At 67.1% G+C, this 16,687-nt stretch carries 19 protein-coding genes; 5 read left to right on the top strand and 14 right to left on the bottom strand.

All coding sequences use genetic code 11. The annotated features are described in order from the left end of the window. Window positions 1-12: 12 nt before the first annotated feature. Complete coding sequence (locus NF876_RS11920) at window positions 13-558, bottom strand: regulatory protein RecX (RefSeq protein ID WP_262269009.1); 546 nt, start codon at window positions 556-558, stop codon at window positions 13-15. Then, on the bottom strand, window positions 555-1,337 hold the full coding sequence (locus tag NF876_RS11915) for a phosphatase PAP2 family protein (protein ID WP_373696650.1): 783 nt from the start codon (window positions 1,335-1,337) through the stop codon (window positions 555-557). The genes NF876_RS11920 and NF876_RS11915 overlap by 4 nt, the downstream gene beginning before the upstream one ends. Before the next feature lie 343 nt (window positions 1,338-1,680). Between NF876_RS11915 and NF876_RS11910 the strand changes: the two genes are divergently transcribed. The 3 genes from NF876_RS11910 (at window position 1,681) to NF876_RS11900 (ending at window position 4,836) form a co-directional block, all read left to right on the top strand. Further along, window positions 1,681-2,835, top strand: coding sequence for an aminotransferase (locus tag NF876_RS11910; RefSeq protein ID WP_262269007.1), 1,155 nt, complete (start codon window positions 1,681-1,683; stop codon window positions 2,833-2,835). Window positions 2,836-2,931: 96 nt separating this feature from the next. Beyond that, the gene (locus NF876_RS11905; RefSeq protein ID WP_262269006.1) at window positions 2,932-4,017 is read left to right on the top strand and encodes a polyamine ABC transporter substrate-binding protein; all 1,086 of its coding nucleotides are present in this window, start codon (window positions 2,932-2,934) and stop codon (window positions 4,015-4,017) included. A gap of 90 nt (window positions 4,018-4,107) precedes the next feature. Next, window positions 4,108-4,836, top strand: coding sequence for an SIMPL domain-containing protein (locus NF876_RS11900; RefSeq protein WP_262269005.1), 729 nt, complete (start codon window positions 4,108-4,110; stop codon window positions 4,834-4,836). A 19-nt stretch (window positions 4,837-4,855) separates the two neighbouring features. Here the strand turns inward: NF876_RS11900 and NF876_RS11895 are convergent, their stop codons facing one another. From NF876_RS11895 to NF876_RS11855, 9 genes are all read right to left on the bottom strand, one after another. Then, window positions 4,856-6,844 (bottom strand): methyl-accepting chemotaxis protein, encoded by a 1,989-nt coding sequence (locus NF876_RS11895; protein ID WP_262269004.1) that lies wholly within the window; start codon window positions 6,842-6,844, stop codon window positions 4,856-4,858. Window positions 6,845-6,938: 94 nt separating this feature from the next. Continuing rightward, a complete protein-coding gene (ptsN, locus tag NF876_RS11890; protein WP_262269003.1) occupies window positions 6,939-7,397 on the bottom strand; it encodes a PTS IIA-like nitrogen regulatory protein PtsN in 459 nt (152 codons plus the stop codon). An 85-nt stretch (window positions 7,398-7,482) separates the two neighbouring features. Continuing rightward, complete coding sequence (gene hpf / locus NF876_RS11885; RefSeq protein ID WP_173947047.1) at window positions 7,483-8,058, bottom strand: ribosome hibernation-promoting factor, HPF/YfiA family; 576 nt, start codon at window positions 8,056-8,058, stop codon at window positions 7,483-7,485. Between the two features lie 116 nt (window positions 8,059-8,174). Further along, window positions 8,175-9,599, bottom strand: coding sequence for an RNA polymerase factor sigma-54 (gene rpoN, locus NF876_RS11880; protein WP_262269002.1), 1,425 nt, complete (start codon window positions 9,597-9,599; stop codon window positions 8,175-8,177). Window positions 9,600-9,817: 218 nt separating this feature from the next. Beyond that, the gene (gene lptB / locus NF876_RS11875; protein ID WP_373696649.1) at window positions 9,818-10,612 is read right to left on the bottom strand and encodes an LPS export ABC transporter ATP-binding protein; all 795 of its coding nucleotides are present in this window, start codon (window positions 10,610-10,612) and stop codon (window positions 9,818-9,820) included. A 102-nt stretch (window positions 10,613-10,714) separates the two neighbouring features. Next, a complete protein-coding gene (locus NF876_RS11870) occupies window positions 10,715-11,353 on the bottom strand; it encodes an LptA/OstA family protein (RefSeq protein WP_262269000.1) in 639 nt (212 codons plus the stop codon). After that, window positions 11,350-12,090 carry an LPS export ABC transporter periplasmic protein LptC gene (gene lptC, locus NF876_RS11865; RefSeq protein WP_262269073.1) on the bottom strand — a complete coding sequence of 247 codons (741 nt, stop codon included), beginning with the start codon at window positions 12,088-12,090 and terminating at the stop codon, window positions 11,350-11,352. The genes NF876_RS11870 and lptC overlap by 4 nt, the downstream gene beginning before the upstream one ends. 119 nt (window positions 12,091-12,209) lie before the next feature. Further along, on the bottom strand, window positions 12,210-12,824 hold the full coding sequence (locus tag NF876_RS11860) for a ribonuclease D (protein ID WP_262268999.1): 615 nt from the start codon (window positions 12,822-12,824) through the stop codon (window positions 12,210-12,212). 87 nt (window positions 12,825-12,911) lie between these two features. Further along, window positions 12,912-13,316 (bottom strand): response regulator, encoded by a 405-nt coding sequence (locus NF876_RS11855; RefSeq protein ID WP_262268998.1) that lies wholly within the window; start codon window positions 13,314-13,316, stop codon window positions 12,912-12,914. Window positions 13,317-13,706: 390 nt separating this feature from the next. Here NF876_RS11855 and NF876_RS11850 point away from each other — a divergent pair, with 390 nt between their 5' ends. Further along, window positions 13,707-14,258: a sigma-70 family RNA polymerase sigma factor gene (locus NF876_RS11850; RefSeq protein WP_173947041.1), complete on the top strand. Its 552-nt coding sequence runs from the start codon at window positions 13,707-13,709 to the stop codon at window positions 14,256-14,258. 68 nt (window positions 14,259-14,326) lie between these two features. On the opposite strand, the gene NF876_RS11845 is transcribed toward NF876_RS11850, so the two are convergent. Continuing rightward, window positions 14,327-14,842, bottom strand: coding sequence for an Hsp20/alpha crystallin family protein (locus NF876_RS11845; protein WP_210806255.1), 516 nt, complete (start codon window positions 14,840-14,842; stop codon window positions 14,327-14,329). 75 nt (window positions 14,843-14,917) lie between these two features. Further along, window positions 14,918-15,400, bottom strand: a complete 483-nt coding sequence (locus NF876_RS11840) for an Hsp20 family protein (protein ID WP_173947039.1) — start codon at window positions 15,398-15,400, stop codon at window positions 14,918-14,920. Window positions 15,401-15,634: 234 nt separating this feature from the next. Between NF876_RS11840 and NF876_RS11835 the strand changes: the two genes are divergently transcribed. Beyond that, window positions 15,635-15,799, top strand: coding sequence for a hypothetical protein (locus NF876_RS11835; protein ID WP_210806253.1), 165 nt, complete (start codon window positions 15,635-15,637; stop codon window positions 15,797-15,799). A 153-nt stretch (window positions 15,800-15,952) separates the two neighbouring features. Here NF876_RS11835 and NF876_RS11830 read toward each other — a convergent pair. Next, a partial coding sequence (locus NF876_RS11830) for a YihY/virulence factor BrkB family protein (protein ID WP_262268997.1) occupies window positions 15,953-16,687 on the bottom strand: 735 nt, incomplete at its 5' end.

Here is a 16,687-nt window from a genome sequence, read left to right as displayed (position 1 = left end):
AAAATTCGAACGCTACGGCTCGTCGGGCTCGTCGCGCTCTCCGTCGACGATGTCGCGCGCCACGTCGAAGCGGAACCCGGCCCGCGCCATGGCGGCCAGATCCTTGTCGCGATAGGGCGCCCGCTCGCCCGGCCGGAACGGCCCGAGCCTGCGGCGGCGGGCGAAGGCGCGGGCCGCCTGCTCCTCGTCGCCCTCCTTGCCCTCGAGCGCCGCCGCGATGGCAGTGCGGTCGACGCCCTTGGCCGAGAGCTTGGCCTGGATCGCCCGGGCCGAGCCGCCCCGGCGGCGCAGGGAGGCGACGCGGGCCTCCGCATAGCGGGTGTCGTCGATGAGGCCGCTCCTCAGGCTCTTGGCCACGACCTCGTCGATCATGTCGTGAAACGCGGCCGGATCCTCGCCACGCAGGCGGCAGCGCTTGTCGACCTTGCGCCGCAGCACGCGGCGCAGGTTCTCGGCCGAGGAGGCATAGCGCTCGAGATAGGCGAGCGCCGCCCGCTGCAGATAGGTGGGCGTCACCTTCCGGGGCGGCTTGCGGACCGGTTTGGGATCGTCGGTCATTCCAGCTTGGCATCCGCGGGAGGCGAGGCCTCGCCGGGCTTCTCCACCTGGCCGCGCCGCTGCAGTTGCAGGGCCACGAACCAGCACAGGGACGCCCAGGCGGCGCCCACCGCCCATCCGGCCAGGACGTCGCTCGGCCAGTGCACGCCGAGATAGACGCGGCTCACCCCCACGAGCAGGGTCGTGAGCATAGCCAGGCCCATGATGAACGCGCTGACGCGCCGGCTCCTCTCCACCCGGGCGAGCAGGGCGCCCAAGGTCAGATAGGTGATCGCCGACATCATCGCGTGGCCGCTCGGGAAGCTTGCCGTGTAGACCCGCGTCGCGTGGGGCACCAGATCCGGCCGGGGCCGCTCGAATCCGAGCTTGAGGCCCGTGGAGAGGAGCGTGCCCCCGACGATGGCGGCCAGGACCAGGAGGGCCGCGCCGCGCTTGCCCGCCATGAGCAGATACGTGACCGCCGCCAGGGTAAGGAGCGTCAGGATCGCGTAGCCGCCGAGGCCGGTGATGTCCCGGGCCGATTCCTCCAGCCAGGAGGGTCCGAGGGGATTGGCCGGATTCTGCGGATCCCGCAGGGCCAGCAGGAGCCGGCTGTCGAGGGCGTGGGTTTCCCCTTCCCGCACCTCGTCGGCCAGCGCGATGAAGGCCCAGGCGAAGAACCCACAGGCCGACATGGACAGCAGAGGACCGACCTCGTTCAGGCGCAGGCGAAGCCACAAGCGCGTGGCGGGAGCAAGAAGCGTGTGCATGGCCTCCTCAGATAGGCCTGCGGCGGGCATCTGGCGAGGGGCCATGGATGCGCCTGACCGGGTCGACGTCCTGCCGAGGCCGGGACGGCCGCCCGTCGCATCGCGGTCGGCGCCCCCGAGGCATCTTTTCGCCACGCCCGGCCTGCTGGCCGTTCCGTCGCCCTCCGCCCGTCCTGGCACCCTCCCGGCGATGGCCGCCCGCCCGTTGGGCCACCTCCGCACGTCATCACCGGCCCCGTCCCGATGATGGCGCGGTGGGAAGGCCGGATCGCGCGCGGCCGTGCATGTCCTGCGAGAATGCCGGTTCGATTGTCCGCCGCTCCGTGATACGAAGCACCTCGACGCCACGACGATCCAGCAACGAGAGAGCGGCATGAACCGACTGTTCGCCAACCTGCCCACCACCGTGTTCGAAGTCATGTCGAGCCTCGCCCGCGAGACCGGGGCGATCAATCTCGGCCAAGGCTTTCCGGACGATCCCGGCCCCGAGGACGTGCGGCGGGCGGCGGCGGAGGCGGTGCTCAACGGCTACAACCAGTACCCCTCCATGATGGGCATTCCGGAGCTGCGCACCGCGATCGCCGCCCATTACAAGCACTGGCAGGGCCTCGACCTCGATGCCGGCACCGAGGTGATGGTGACCTCCGGGGCCACGGAAGCCCTCGCGGGCGCGATCCTGGGCATCGTGGAGCCGGGCGACGAGGTGGTGCTGTTCGAGCCCATGTACGACGCCTATCTGCCCCTCGTGCGGCTCGCCGGGGGGGTGCCGAAATTCGTCACCCTGCAGCCGCCCCATTTCCGCCTGACGGAAGAGGCGCTGGCGAAGGCCTTCTCGCCCAAGACCAAGGCGGTGGTGTTCAACAACCCGCTCAACCCGACCGCCACCGTGTTCCCGGACGAGGATCTGAACCTTCTCGCCGCGTTCTGCCGGAAATTCGACGCCATCGCGATCTCGGACGAGGTCTGGGAGCACGTGGTTTTCGACGGCCGCAAGCACCGCCCGGTGCTGGGGCTCGAGGGCATGCGCGAGCGTTCGGTGAAGATCGGCTCGGCGGGCAAGATCTTCAGCCTCACGGGCTGGAAGGTCGGCTTCGTCTGCGCCGCCCCGCCGATCATGAAGGTGCTGGCGAAGTCGCACCAGTTCCTCGCCTTCACGACGGCTCCGAACCTCCAGGCCGCGGTGGCCTACGGGCTCGGCAAGGACGATTCCTATTTCGGCGGCATGCGGACGAACTTCGCCCGCAGCCGCGACCGCTTCACCGACGGGTTGCGGAGCCTCGGCTTCGACGTGATCCCGAGCCAGGGCACCTATTTCGTCAACATCGACATCGCGGCCCTGGGCGAGAGCGACGACGTCGCCTTCTGCCGCCGCCTGGTCATGGAGCATGGGGTCGCGGCGATCCCGGTCTCGGCCTTCTATGCGGAGGGCGCGGTGAAGACCGTGGTGCGCTTCTGCTTTGCCAAGAAGGACGCGACCCTCGATGCCGGGCTGGAGCGGCTGGCGACGGCGATCAGGCGGGCAGCCTGAGGCCTGCCATCGCGGTTGCGCCTTGGACATTGTTTCTTGGCCCGGAATTTCCTAGCCTGCCTCGTTGTCACCTGTCTTGAGGAGTGCCGCCCCAAAATGTTCCGTCTTCTCGCCTCGGTTGCTCTGACCCTCGGTCTCGTCACCGCCGCCGCCGCCCAGGAGCGCGTGGTCAACGTCTATAACTGGTCCGACTACGTGGACCCGAAGGCGCTCGACGAGTTCACGAAGCAGACCGGCATCAAGGTGGTCTACGACACCTATGACAACAACGAGATCGTCGAGACCAAGCTTCTGGCCGGCAAGTCAGGCTACGACATCGTCGTGCCGTCGGGCCCGTTCGTGCAGCGCCTGATCGGCGCCAAGGTGTTCCAGAAGCTCGACAAGGCCAAGCTGCCGAACCTCGCCAATCAATGGCCCGAGGTGACGCAGCGTCTCGCCGTGTTCGATCCGGGCAACCAATATGCCGTCAACTACATGTGGGGCACCACGGGCATCGGCATCAACGTGAAGAAGGTGAAGGAGATCCTCGGCGACATGCCGCTCAACACCTGGGATCTGGTGATGAAGCCGGAGATCGCCTCCAAGCTGAAGGCCTGCGGCATCTACATGCTCGACAGCCCCGAGGACCTTTTTCCCGGCGTCATGGCCTATCTCGGCCTCAACCCGGATTCGAAGCGCCTGGAGGATCTGAACAAGGCGGGCGACGCCCTGTTCCGCATCCGCGGCAACATCCAGAAGTTCCACTCCTCCGAATACATCAACGCCCTCGCCAACGGCGACATCTGCGTGGCGGTGGGCTATTCGGGCGACGTGATCCAGGCCAAGAACCGCGCCGAGGAAGCCAAGAACGGCGTCGAGGTCGGCTACGTCATCCCGCGCGAGGGCGCGCTGATGTGGTTCGACAGCTTCGTGATCCCGGCGGACGCCAAGAACGTCGCGGAGGCGCACGAGTTCATCAACTTCATGATGAAGCCCGAGATCGCCGCCAGGAACGCGAACTTCGTGTCCTACGCGTCGGGCAATCTCGCGGCCAAGCAGTTCATCGACAAGGCGATCCTCGACAATCCCGGCATCTACCCGGACGACGCCACCATGAAGCGCCTGTTCACCAACACGGCCTATGACGAGCGCTCGCAGCGCACCGTCACGCGGCTCTGGACCCGGGTGAAGACCGGGCGTTAATCCGCCGCTCAGGTTCGGTCCGGCATCGTCGCGATGCCCTGAAAGCTCCGCCCATGGGCGGAGCTTGTGTCTTCGAGAAGGACTCTTTCCATGCGCCTTGCCGTTGCCGTTGCCGCTGCCCTCGCAGCCCTGAGCCTTGCCGCCCCGGCGCTCGCTCAAGATCCCGCGCCGCGCCAGCCGACGATCAGCGTGATGGGAACCGGCGAGGCGGAGCTGAAGCCGGATTTCGCCCGCATTCATGTGACGGTCGCCACGCAGGCCGACACGGTGGCGCAGGCGAGCGCCGCCAACAATACGGCCACCGAGCGGGTGCTCGCCCGCATCCAGGGGCTCGGCGTCAAGCGAGAGGACATCCGGACGGTCAATTTCCAGGTCTTCCAGACGCCTCCGCAGCTCGGCCCGGACGGCAAGGAGGTGAAGACCCCGAAATTCTCCGCCAATCACCAGCTGCGGATCACCACCCGCGACCTCGACGGCGTCGGGCGTCTCGCCGGCGAGATCCTGGCGAGCGGCGACATGACCTTCCAGTCGGTCGCCTTCGGGCTCGACCGGCAGGAAGAGGGCGGCGACCGGGCCCGGGAAGCGGCCGTGCGCGACGCCCGTCGCCAGGCGGAGATCTATGCCGCGGCCGCCGGCGTGTCCCTGGGCCGCCTCCTGGAGATCCGGGACGGTTCCGCCCAGCCCTTCGAGCCGCAGCCGGACATGCGCATGTCCATGGCGATGGCCAAGGGGGCCGAATCGGTTCCGATCGTGCCGCCGGCGACGATCCGCTACACGGCGAACGTGCAGCTCGTCTGGGAAATGGCCGGGAAGCCCTGAGACGCCCCGGCCCGTCGGATCAGGCCGCCCTGACGCTCTGGAGGAACTGGCCGATCTCGGCCCCGAGGCGCTGGGCTTGGCTCTCCAGGGCGACCGAGAGATCCGCCACATTGCGGGCGGCGTCGAGGGACTGGGTCGCGACTCCTTGCGTCGTCTCGATGGCGGAGGTGCCGGCCTGCGCCTCCGTCGAGACCTGGGCCACGGAGCGGGCGATCTCGGACACGGCTGCCGTCTGCTGGCTCACCGTTCCGGCCACCGTGGACACGACCCCGGCCAGATCCTCCACGGAGGCCTGCACCGTGCCGAGCGCCACCAGGGTCTCCCGCGAGGCCGCCTGGACGGCCTCGATCTGACGGGCGATCTCCTCGGTGGCCTTGGCAGTCTGGCCGGCCAGATCCTTCACCTCGGAGGCGACGACCGCGAAGCCCTTGCCGGCCTCGCCGGCCCGGGCCGCCTCGATGGTGGCGTTGAGCGCAAGCAGGTTGGTCTGGGCCGCGATGGTTCGGATGAGGTTCGCCACCTCGCCGATCTGAGAGGTGGCCGTCGAGAGCGTCGACATGCTGCCGGACGCGCCGCGCGCCTCAGCGACCGCGCGTTCGGAGGCCTGCGCCGAGGCCTGGGTCTGGGCCGCGACTTCGGCCAGGGACGCGTCGAGCTCCTCGGCGGCGCTTGCCACCGCCGACATGTTGTGCGCCGTGCGGGTGGAGGCGGCTCCCGCGATCTGGGCCTGCTGGGTGACGTGATGGGCCGACCCCTCCAGCTGCCCGGACGCCTTGGCGAGTTCGCCCGTGACGTCCCGGACCTCTGCAAGGATCTGCTCGACCGAAGCGTCGAAGGCCATGATCGCGTTGGAGATCGCGTGGGCCCGCTGGGCGTCCACGGCCGCCATGCCCTCGCGCTCCTGCGTCAGCCGCTCGCGCTCGCGGGCATTGTCGCGGAACACCAGGACCGTGCGGGCCATGGCGCCGATCTCGTCGGTGTTGCCGGTGAACGGGACCTCGCTCGCCGCATCGCCGTCCGCCAGCCGCCGCATGGCCTGCTGGAGGCGGGTCAGGGGCAGCGAGATCGACCGTCCGACGAGGACGTTGAGCACGAGGCCGAACAGCAGCGTGGCTCCCATGGCCCAGAGGATCAGCGTGAAGGTGCGATGCTGCGAGGCGGTGAGCTGCTCGTCCGTCTCGTGCGCCTCCGCGCGGACCTTGGCGAGCAGCTGGTCGAGGACCGGGACGAGCAGGTCGAACTGCCCCATCAGCTTCTCGCCCTGGCCGGAGACCTGCTGCTCCAGCTCGCTCCAGGCGTGGAACGCCTCCTGGAACGAGACGCTGGCGGAGTCGATCACCGCCTTGTCCTTGGGATCGCCGGAGAACTGGGCCAGCGCCCGGGTGAAGCGTCCCTGCTCGACCTCGAAGGCGCCGAGGATGCTCTCCTCGAGCAGGATGCGGGCGCGGGCCTCCTGGTTGAACATGCCGAGCATGGCCGCCCACAGGCGCCAGGCGATGGTCTCGCCGCTGCCGGTCAGGGGCCGCACGAGCTTTTCGAGATTGGTCTCGGCCTTCAGCAGGCGTCCCTGTGCGCCTTCGTCCGGCTTGCTGCCGACGGCGGCATAGAGCTTGCCGAGGGCGTTGCCCTGGCCGATCAAGGCGGCCGCATGCTGCTTCAGGGCTGCGACCTCGGGGGCGATCAGGGTGGCCCCGGTGGCGGCACCCATCTCGTCGAGCTGGGCGGCCAGAGCCTTGTGCTGATCGACGAAGGCCTGGCCATGGTGGGCGAGGCGGCTTGCCGTCCATTCGCCGGCGGTCACTTTCAGGGCGTCGGCCCGGCTCCGGACTTGGTTGGCCTTCTCGGCCAGGGCGGAATAGGTCTGCTGCACCGACAGCGCCTGTTCGACCTCATGGCGGCCTGTCTGAAATACGGCGCCGATGACCGCGAAGCCGAGCACCATGACGCCGCTCAACGCGGCGACCCGCACCCGCACCGACGGCCGCCTCACACGAGCAAGAGACGACATTCCCCCGAATCCCCCTTTAGGACTTTGCGGCAAGATTGGGGCGAACGTGTTAAGGAGTCATTGACGCTGGGTCAGAGGGCCGTCCGCGATTCGGTCAGGCGGCCTTCGGCAGTTCGGTCATGATGGCGTAAAGGGCTGTGGCGTCCCGGGTGGCCCGAACCCGCTCGATCAGCCCAGGTTCCCGCAGCACCCGGGCGACCCGGGCCAGGGCCTTCAGATGATCGGCGCCGGCTCCTTCGGGTGCGAGCAGAAGGAAGAGCACGTCGACCGGCTGACCATCGAGAGCTTCGAAATCGACCGGTCTGTCGAGCCTCGCGATGAGGCCGAAGATCCGGGTGAGATTCGGCAGTTTGCCGTGAGGAATGGCGATGCCCTCGCCGATTCCGGTCGAGCCGAGGCGCTCGCGCTGCAGGAGAGCCTCGTAGATGGCGCTGTCGGGGAGACCCGTGAGCCGGGCCGCCTGGGAGGCCAGTTCCTGAAGGGCCTGCTTTTTGCCGCTGACGCGCAGGGCGGGCAGAACGGCCCGGGGGTCTAAGAAATCCAGCAAAGGCATCGATCACGCTGCATTTTGATGTGAAGCCTGGAAGGCCTCTCACCGTTCCACGCAAGAACCGGGCCAAGAAGAGGTAGCTCCCCCGTCAAGGCTGTGCGAGCGGCGGATCGACCCAACCGATCGCTCCGTCGCCGCGGCGGTATACGACGTTCACGCGGCCGGTGCTAGCGTGGATGAACACAAGGGCAGGAGCTCCGGTGAGATCGAGCTGCATCACAGCGTCGCTGACGGAGAGCCTGTGGAGCGGCTTGGTGGTCTCGGCGATCACCATCGGATGGTAGGCCTCGTCCTCGCTCGCCTCGTCGCTGGGGGCTTCAAGGACGGAATAGGCCATTTCGAGGCCGCCCGCGCGCCCGTTCCCGGCGCCGGAACGATCCTTCAGCCGTTGCTTGTAGCGGCGCAGGCGGTTCTCGATCCGGCCTGCCGTCTGGTCGAAGCTGGCATAAGCGTCCTGAGCCGCCCCGGAGGCTTCCAGGGTCATGCCCGACGTCAGGTGAAGAACGCAGTCGGTGCGATAGCCGGTGCCGTCGCGGGTGACCGTCACGTGACCCGAATAGCCGCCGTCGAAATATTTCGACAGGGCGCCGGCCATCCGGTCCCGGACCTGGGACCTAAGGGCTTCGCCGATATCGAGATTCTTCCCCGACACCCTCAATGTCATGGTGATCTCCTCCTCTTGCGCCGTCGCTTCGTGGCGATCCTTCGGGGTGGCGCTTGGGGTCGATGATGATCCGAATGAGGCCCAATGCAAGCCTTGAAATGGGCGCGCTTGCCAGGTCAGGGCTTCATCCGGCCCGCGCGGCGGCGGTCCGCTGAAGACGGGATGCGCAGGGACTCCCGGTATTTCGCGACCGTACGCCGGGCGACCCGGATCCCGTCCGCCTTCAATTTCTGGGCAATTGCCTCATCCGAGAGCACAGCAGCGGGAGTCTCGGCCTCGATCAGCTGTCTGATTCGGTGGCGGACGGCCTTGGCCGAGTGCTCGCCCTCCCCGGTGGCGGCGCTGAAGAAGAACTTCATCGGATGCGTGCCGCGCTCGGTGCCGAGCGCCTTGTTCGCCGCGACCCGGGAGACGGTGGATTCGTGCGTTCCGATCGCCTCCGCGACGCTCCTGAGGGTCATGGGGCACAGGGCGCCCACTCCCTGGCGGAAGAATGCCTCCTGCTGGCGAACGATCTCGGCGGCGACCTTGAGGATCGTCCTGGCGCGCTGGTCCAGGCTGCGGGTCAGCCAGCTTGCGGCCTGCAGGCAGTCGGACAGAAAGCTCTTGTCCTCATCCTTGCGCACCACCTTGGCGACTTGCGCATAATAGGTCCGGTTGAGCAGGATGCGGGGAAGGGTGTCAGGGTTGAGCTCGACAGTCAGGCCGCCATCCGGGGCGGTCCGCACCAGAACGTCGGGCACGAGCACATCGACCGGGACAGGCGTGAAGGCAAGTCCAGGCTTGGGCTCGAGGCGGCGGATCTCGGCCAGCATGTCGGCGAGATCCTCCTCGTCGACGCCGCAGAGCTTTCTCAAGGCGGCGAAATCCTGCCGGGCGACGAGAGGGAGATGGGCGAGCAGGGTCTCCATGGCCGGATCGAGCCGGTTGCGCTCGCGCAGCTGGAGGCTCAGGCATTCGGCCAGATTGCGTGCGCCGATCCCGGGCGGCTCGAACCCCTGGATCAGCCTCAAGGCCGCCTCGGCGTCGGCGGGCGCGACCTGGAGGCGGGCAGCGAGCTCCGCGAGATCCTCGGTGAGGTAGCCGGCCTCGTCGAGATTGTGGATCAGGTGCCGGCCGATCCTGCGCAGGGTCGGGTCCGCGGTGGCGAGCTCGAGCTGCGTCTCGAGATGTTCGCTCAGGCTCGTCACCCGGGCGAGCATATCCTCCATTTCGGGCCTGAGTTCGCTATGGGCCGCGCCGGCCGCGGGCGCGGACGAGACCGGCAGGGCCTCCCGCCGGGACGGGGGTGGCCCGGGGATCATCCTCGGCCCGGCGGCCTCCGCCTTCTGCTTGGCATGCAGGAAATCGGCAAGGCTCGGCGGGGCCGCGTCGGCCAGGGTGTCGCCCTCCTGCAGGAGGGGATTGCGCTCGAGCTCAGCCTCCACATAGGCCGCGAGCTCAGCATGGGAGAGCTGAAGCAGCTTGATCGATTGAACGAGCTGGGGAGTCATCGTCAGGGACTGGCCCTGGCGCAGCTCCAGCCGCTGTATCGCCGTCATGAACGCACCCGAGGCCGTATGGGCATGCTTCTTGCATGCCTCGACCGTTCTACCCCGGCCCTTCCCCGAAGGTCAAAAGGTCAATCGTCCTAGCGCATCGGACGGACACAGAGGGCCGCGTCCGCGACCCGAAGGGCCACGCCAGTGAAAAGTGGACCCGGTATTCGCTGGCGCGGCCCTCCGGGTTACTGGCGTGGCCCGCAGGGCCGCACGATGCGCTAGAGACGGAAGTCCTCGCCCAGATACAGGCGGCGCACCTCCTCGTTCGACACGATCGCATCCGGCGTGCCCTCGGTCAGGACGCGGCCGGAATGGATGATGTAGGCCCGGTCGATGAGGCCGAGGGTTTCACGCACGTTGTGGTCGGTGATGAGCACACCGATGCCGCGCCGGGTCAGGTGGCGCACGAGGTTCTGGATGTCGCCCACCGCGATGGGGTCGATGCCCGCGAAAGGCTCGTCGAGGAGCATGAAGGTCGGCTCGCCGGCGAGCGCCCGGGCGATCTCGCAGCGCCGCCGCTCGCCGCCCGAGAGCGCGATGGAGGGCGACTTGCGCAGGCGCGTGATGTTGAACTCGTCGAGCAGGGCATCGAGCTTGCGCTCGCGCTCCTTGCGGCTCGGCTCGACGATCTCCAGCACGGCGCGGATGTTGTCCTCCACGTTGAGGCCGCGGAAGATCGAGGCCTCCTGCGGGAGGTAGCCGATGCCGAGGCGGGCGCGGCGGTACATGGGCAGGCCCGTGACGTCGTGCCCGTCCAGGCTGATGACGCCGCGGTCGGCGCTCACCAGTCCGGTGATCATGTAGAAGATGGTGGTCTTGCCGGCGCCGTTGGGACCGAGCAGGCCCACGGCCTCGCCGGCGCGCACGTTCAGGCCCGCATCCTGCACCACGGTGCGGCCGCGATAGCTCTTCTGCAGGCCTTTGACCGCCAGGACCCCGGGGCCGCCGAACACGGTGTCGCTCTCGGCGCGGTGGAAGACATGCGGGCCCGTCCCGGCCGAACGGGTTTCCAGGAGGCTCACGTCGGAGGGACCGGTTTGAGAACGGTTGAAAAGCGGTTTCACTGGCTCAATCGTCGATCGTGAAAAGGGAAAAGCGGGAACTGAACGCCCGCTCTAGTTCGTGGCCGGCCGCTGCTGGGGCTTCGGCTTGGAGGCGGGAGAGGCTCCCCCACCGGCTCCGGTCGGAGCCGGCCCGCCCTGGCCGGGCACGAACAGCGCCCTCACCCGACCGCCGGGCGTCGTTTCGATGTTCGCCACGCCGGTGTTGATGTCGTAGAGCACCCGCTCGCCCTTGGTGACGTTGGGACCGTCGCTCAGGGTCGCGTTGCCGGTCAGCATGATCTTGTTGGAGCCCCGGTCGAAGGTGGCGTTCTCGCCGGTCGCCACCTGGGTGCGCGACACGATGGTGACCGGGCCCTTGCAGTCGATCTTCTTGATGGCGCTGTCGTCCGCCGTCTGCGTGGACGGAGCCGCCTGCCCGCCGTTCTGGTCCCGCTGCTCGTAGAACACGGTCATGATCGTGCACTTCATGGTGCTCTCGCCCTGAACTGCCACCACGTCACCGGTGAAGACCGCACGGCCCTCCTTGTCGAAGACGTCGAGCTTGTTGGCGTCGATCTTGATCGGCTCCTTGCTGGAGCCGAAATTGCCGAAGCCGACGGCCCGCTCCTTGCTGGCCTGGGCAAAGGCCACGTCAAGGGGAGCCGGAAAGAGAAGCCCGAGGGCCAGGGCGGCGCGTGTGAAACTCATCATGGACGGATACTTGTCTGTTGGGGTGCGGGCGCCGCGGGGCCTGTGCCGGCGGCTTCCGGGGAGGATGGGGGAGAGCCGGAGGAGGGCTGAATGACGGTGCGGACGCGGCCCTTGAAGCTCATGACCTTGCCATTGTCCGACACGTCGAGGCCTTCGGCCTCGATGGTGCCGCTGCCGAAGGCCACGGTGACCGGATCGTTGGAGACCACCGAGCCGGCCTTGAACCGCACGAACGCCGTCTGGAGCTTGACCTCATGGCCGCCATCCGTGGTGACCACGATGTTGTCGCGCAGCCTCATCTGCTCTTTCTTGGTGTCGAGGACGCCGGAATCGGCCTGGAGCCTTGCGACGCTGCCGCGCTCGTCGGTCACGATGCGGGCCTTGAGGTCCTTCAGCTGCACGAGATCGGGCTTGCGCACGTCCTGGGTGGCGGCGCTGGCCGTCACCTCGTAGGGGCGGTTGTCATTCTTGAAGCCGTTCAGCTTCGGGCTCTCCATGGTGACATGGGTGCCGCTCACCCCGATGGAGCCGAAGCTCAGGTTCTCGATCTGCCGGAACGGATTGTAATAGGCCACGACGCCGACGCCGGCCATGCCCAGCAGGGAGCCGAGCGGAATGGCAACCTTCGCGAAGCGGACCCAGCGGGAATGGCGACGGGCCTTGGTGAAGGCGCGCGACCGCACGGCCGGCCTCGAGGCCGGGCCGTCCCGCATGGTGGAGCCCTGAATTCCCGCCACTGTCGTCAACCCCTTCCGTCCTGATCCCCGGCGCGTGGCCATCGGCACGGCGCCATGCCGGAGCGGCATGGCGATGTTATGACGGATATGGGGTTTATGCGGGAAAGTTTAAGCGCGCGTCAAGAATGGGCGAAAATATCCGTCTCGGGCCAGCCGAGCAGGTCGAGCTGGGCCCGGGTCGGCAGGAAGCTGAAGCACTGGTGTGCGATGCCGAGCCTGTTCTCGCGCTCCAGCAGACGATCGAGCTTGTCCTTGAGGGCATGCAGGTGCAGGACGTCGGACGCCGCGTAGTCGAGCTGGGCCGGGGTGAGGGTCTCGGCGCCCCAATCGGAGGATTGCTGCTGCTTCGACAGCTCGACCCCGAGCTGCTCGCGCGCCAGCTCCTTGAGGCCGTGGCGGTCGGTATAGGTGCGCACGAGCCGCGAGGCGATCTTGGTGCAGTAGATCGGCCGCGGCATGACGCCGAAGGTGTGAAAGATCACCGCCAGGTCGAAGCGGGCGTAATGGAAGATCTTCAAGACGCTCTCGTCTGACAGGACGCGGATCAGGCTCTCCGGCAAGGGCCCGTCCTTGAGGATCTGCACCACGTCGGCGGTGCCGTCGCCGGTGGAGATCTGCACCACGCAGAGCCGGTCGCGGTGCGGATTGAGACCGAGCGTCTCGGTGTCGATGGCGATCGCCGGGCCCGGCTTGTAGCCGGCGGGCAGGTCGCCGCGATGGAAGCGTACTGTCATGGGACATCCGTAATGCGCAGACCATGCGTCTACCCCGTCTCGGCGGCGGCTTCAACGCAAGTCCTGCGGGCAGCGCCTTGAACCCTGTCAGTCGCGCATCGCAAGCGTGTCCGAGGAGACGACGATCCTGTCGCCGGCGGGGCCGATCAGCCCGCCGAGCACGCCCAGAAGGGTCTCCCGGCTGACGGGCTTTTCGAGCCAGGGCACGTTCCGCAGCTCCGGCGGGCAGTCGGCTTTCGCCGGCAGGCCGGAATAGACCGTGAAGGGCACGCCCCGGCTCTTCAGGGCCCGGGCGATCTCCAGCGAGGTGCCGTCCTTGATCATGATGTCCAGGATGGCGATGTCCGGCGCGTCGCCCTCGAGCCATTTCAGGGCGTCGGCATTGCTCATGAACACCCCGGCCACCGCGAAGCCGGCATCCTCGAGGAAGGCCTCGAGGGACATGCCGATCAACGCTTGGTCTTCGACGATCATGCAGCGGGTCTGGGTCATGGCGTCCCTTGTCCGTTCCGACTGGCAGAGAGCAGGCTTCGAAGAATGCGCGGGCGGCGGAGACAGGCGATGGATGCGCGAGAACGCATCCGTCTCCGTCCGATGTAGGACGGCCTGTGATCCGTTTCATTGATGCATGTGAATCTTGGCTGCAGAACCGGCATTCCAAAGACAAGCTTATACCAAAGAGCCACGGTGAGCCGCCGTGGCTGCGGCGCGCACGGATTCGTGAAGGCCGACCGGACGGGAATATTCTCTCTTGTCCCTCGGCCTCTGCTAAAGCCAAGCTTGGGCGCAATCATCACAAAGAGCCACAGGCTTCGCATAGGTTAATGCGGCAGCCCGCCGGGGAGGGTCTTCTTACGGGTCCGAAATTGAGGAGTTGGAAGAGTGTCGGTCGAAAACTCCCTGAAGCAGCAGATGCTCAATGCCACTCCCCATCTGCGGGCCTTCGCGATATCCCTGTCCGGCAGCGTCGACAGGGCCGATGATCTGGTCCAGAGCACGCTTCTCAAGGGCCTGAGCAATCTCGACAAGTTCCAGCCCGGCACCAGCATGCAGGCTTGGCTCTTCACGATCCTGCGCAACGATTTTCTCACTCAGACCCGTCGGAACAAGCGCGAGGTGGAGGATCCGGAGGGATCCTGGGCCGAGAAGGTCGCCGTGATGCCCGAGCAGGGCGCGCGGCTCGATTTCACCGACATGCTGAAAGCCTTGGGCAAGCTCCCGGTCGACCAGCGCGAGGCGCTTCTGCTCGTCGGCGCGGAGGGTTTGTCCTACGAGGAGGCGGCGCGGATCTGCGGCACCAACATCGGAACCATCAAGAGCCGGATCAACCGCGCCCGCAACCGCCTCGTGGAGATGCTGAAATTCGACGCCGAGGACGATCTCGGCCCCGACGATCTCGTGAAGGCGGCGCTGTTCATGCATGCGTCGCTCTGACCCGAGCGACGGATCGGTATGACGGAACCAGGGAGCGCCCGGCCCGTCCGGGCGCTCCCAATCCGTGATCAATGCTTGGTTTCGTCGCCCGCGCGGTTGATCGCGATGCGTTTCACCTCCGGGCGAGTCTCGGCCGCCTTGGGCAGAGTGACGGTGAGAACGCCGTTCCTGAAGCTGGCGTCGATCTTGTCCTCCTCGACCTCCCAGGCCAGCGGGATGCGGCGCTCGAAGCGGCCGTAGTGCCGCTCGCTGAACGCGCGCTCCTTGTCGTCGATCGCGGATTTCTTCTCGCCCCGGATGGTGAGGACGCCGTCGCCCATCAGGACCTCCACATCCTTGTCCTCAAGGCCCGGAAGCTCCGCCGAGATGCGGACATCCTTGTCGTTGTCGACGACTTCCACATGCGGCCAGGTCGCCATCCGGTTCATGCTGCCGAGCGGCGCCATGTCGAAGCCGCGGAAAACGTCTTCGAAGAGCCGGTTCATCTCGCGATGCAGGGTCATGAAGGGATCGGCCTCGTCGCGATAGCGGCTCGGGGTCGTCTGCTGGTTGCGACCCCAGGGAATGAGATCGCGCATGTTCATGGTGTCATCCTCCTTTCGCTCAGATGGTGCGGCAGCGCCAGTGCTGAACCGGCGCTGCCTGTGGCACGGCCCCTGTCAGGCGGCCTTGCCGTGCTCGATCTGCTGCGGCGGCCGGCCAGCCGGTGCCGCGTCGGCGCCGGCATTGATCTCGATCCTGCGCGGTTTGAGCGCTTCGGGCACTTCGCGCTTCAGATCGACCGTGAGCAGGCCGTTCTCGAGGTGCGCATCCGTGACCTTCACATGGTCGGCGAGGTTGAAGGTCTGCTTGAAGGCGCGGGTCGCGATGCCGCGATGCAGATATTGCCGACCTTCTTCGGAGCCCTTCTTCTGACCGGCCACCAGGAGCTGGCTCTCCTTCTGGGTGAGTTCGATCTCGTCCGGAGCGAAGCCCGCGATGGCCATCGTGATCACATACTGGTCCTCGCCCACCTTCTCGATGTTGTAGGGCGGCCAGTTGGTCATGGGCTCGATCTGGGACGATTGATCGAGCATGTCGAACAGGCGGTCGAAGCCGACCGTCGAACGGTACAGGGGAGAGAAGTCGAAGGCTGTTCTCATCACCATATCCTCCATTGAGCAACATGGACGTGAGAGCGCCGGACACCCGCCGGCGCCCGTAATGCCAAGCCTCTGAAAGGCCTCGGCAATATTGATGGTAGGAACGCTTTTTTCGGATTTCAAGAGGGCTCCGAACGCCCGAGCGGCATCGCTCGCATCGTCTCCTGAAACCCGCTGGCCATCGGGGCCGTATCCCCTTAGCATCGGGTCGCTTCGACCAAGGACAGACCGACCATGCTCCGCATTCTCTCCCTTGCCGTCCTGACAGCCTTCGCCACCCCGTCCCCGGCGGCGGATATCTCCCGCGACGAGACGACCATCGCCCAGCAGCAGCAGGCTCCTCAGCAGACCCCGAAGCGGGACTGCGAGCGAAAGCGGGATGAAGGCGTGAGCTCCTAGAGCATCGGACGGACCCAGAGGGCCGCGTCAGCGAAAAGTGGATCCGGTTTTCGCTGACGCGGCCCTTCGGGTCCGTTCTGACCGATGCTCTCATTCAAGACGAAAGCATCGGATGGATCCCAAAAGCGCAAGTCCACTTTCGGGTCCGAGGCTTTAGAGCGACGCGACGGACAGCGGCTCTCCGTCCTGGGATGCGGACACCGGTTTGCGCGCCCCCTCACCGCATGTCCTCCGGCGGCGCAGCGCCGCGTTGAGCTCGGCCCCGAAGATGAAGATCGCCGCCGAGATCTGGAGGAAGATCAGCGCGGTCAGGATGCCCGCCAGACCCGCATAAGTGGCTTTCAGATGGGTCATGGTGGCGAGAAACTCGCCGTACAGGCTCGCTCCGACGAGCCACAGGACCAGGGTGGCCGCAATGCCCGGCACCACGTCCCGCGACTGCGGCCGGGTGTCGGGCAGCCAGAGATGGGTCGCGGCGAGGCCCGCCACCAGGATGAACGACGCCAGGCCGTAGCGCACCACGTCGTAGGTCGGGCCGAGCCCTCTGAGATCCGGCATGTAGGACAAGGCCCACCGCCAGATCGACGGCCACAGGACGACCAGGACCGAAGAGGCGACGAGCGCGCCCGCGCCGATCAGGATGAAGCCGATCCCGATGAGGCGCGCCTGCCACCACGGCCGGAACCGCTCGACCCCGTAGGCCCGGCACAGGGCGACCCGCAGGCTCTCGACCCCGTTGGTGGCGACGAGCAGGGTCAGGACGATGCTGATTGTCAGGACGTTCCGGCGCGGGATCAGAACCTTGTCGGCCTCCCGGGCCAGGGGTCCGGCGACCCCTTCGGGCCAGAAGTCGAAAAGCAGATGAACGATATGGGTCGAGATCCTCCC

The sequence above is a fragment of the Microvirga yunnanensis genome, assembly GCF_025460875.1.
This window is presented reverse-complemented; position numbering and strand designations above follow the sequence as displayed.

Bases quoted from the DNA above. Each gene is read 5' to 3' on its own strand.
- NF876_RS11920 (WP_262269009.1), bottom strand. From the start codon at position 558: ATGACCGACGATCCCAAACCGGTCCGCAAGCCGCCCCGGAAGGTGACG.
- NF876_RS11915 (WP_373696650.1), bottom strand. From the start codon at position 1,337: ATGCCCGCCGCAGGCCTATCTGAGGAGGCCATGCACACGCTTCTTGCT.
- NF876_RS11910 (WP_262269007.1), top strand. From the start codon at position 1,681: ATGAACCGACTGTTCGCCAACCTGCCCACCACCGTGTTCGAAGTCATG.
- NF876_RS11905 (WP_262269006.1), top strand. From the start codon at position 2,932: ATGTTCCGTCTTCTCGCCTCGGTTGCTCTGACCCTCGGTCTCGTCACC.
- NF876_RS11900 (WP_262269005.1), top strand. From the start codon at position 4,108: ATGCGCCTTGCCGTTGCCGTTGCCGCTGCCCTCGCAGCCCTGAGCCTT.
- NF876_RS11895 (WP_262269004.1), bottom strand. From the start codon at position 6,844: ATGTCGTCTCTTGCTCGTGTGAGGCGGCCGTCGGTGCGGGTGCGGGTC.
- ptsN (WP_262269003.1), bottom strand. From the start codon at position 7,397: ATGCCTTTGCTGGATTTCTTAGACCCCCGGGCCGTTCTGCCCGCCCTG.
- hpf (WP_173947047.1), bottom strand. From the start codon at position 8,058: ATGACATTGAGGGTGTCGGGGAAGAATCTCGATATCGGCGAAGCCCTT.
- rpoN (WP_262269002.1), bottom strand. From the start codon at position 9,599: ATGACGGCGATACAGCGGCTGGAGCTGCGCCAGGGCCAGTCCCTGACG.
- NF876_RS11870 (WP_262269000.1), bottom strand. From the start codon at position 11,353: ATGATGAGTTTCACACGCGCCGCCCTGGCCCTCGGGCTTCTCTTTCCG.
- NF876_RS11860 (WP_262268999.1), bottom strand. From the start codon at position 12,824: ATGACAGTACGCTTCCATCGCGGCGACCTGCCCGCCGGCTACAAGCCG.
- NF876_RS11855 (WP_262268998.1), bottom strand. From the start codon at position 13,316: ATGACCCAGACCCGCTGCATGATCGTCGAAGACCAAGCGTTGATCGGC.
- NF876_RS11845 (WP_210806255.1), bottom strand. From the start codon at position 14,842: ATGAACATGCGCGATCTCATTCCCTGGGGTCGCAACCAGCAGACGACC.
- NF876_RS11840 (WP_173947039.1), bottom strand. From the start codon at position 15,400: ATGAGAACAGCCTTCGACTTCTCTCCCCTGTACCGTTCGACGGTCGGC.
- NF876_RS11835 (WP_210806253.1), top strand. From the start codon at position 15,635: ATGCTCCGCATTCTCTCCCTTGCCGTCCTGACAGCCTTCGCCACCCCG.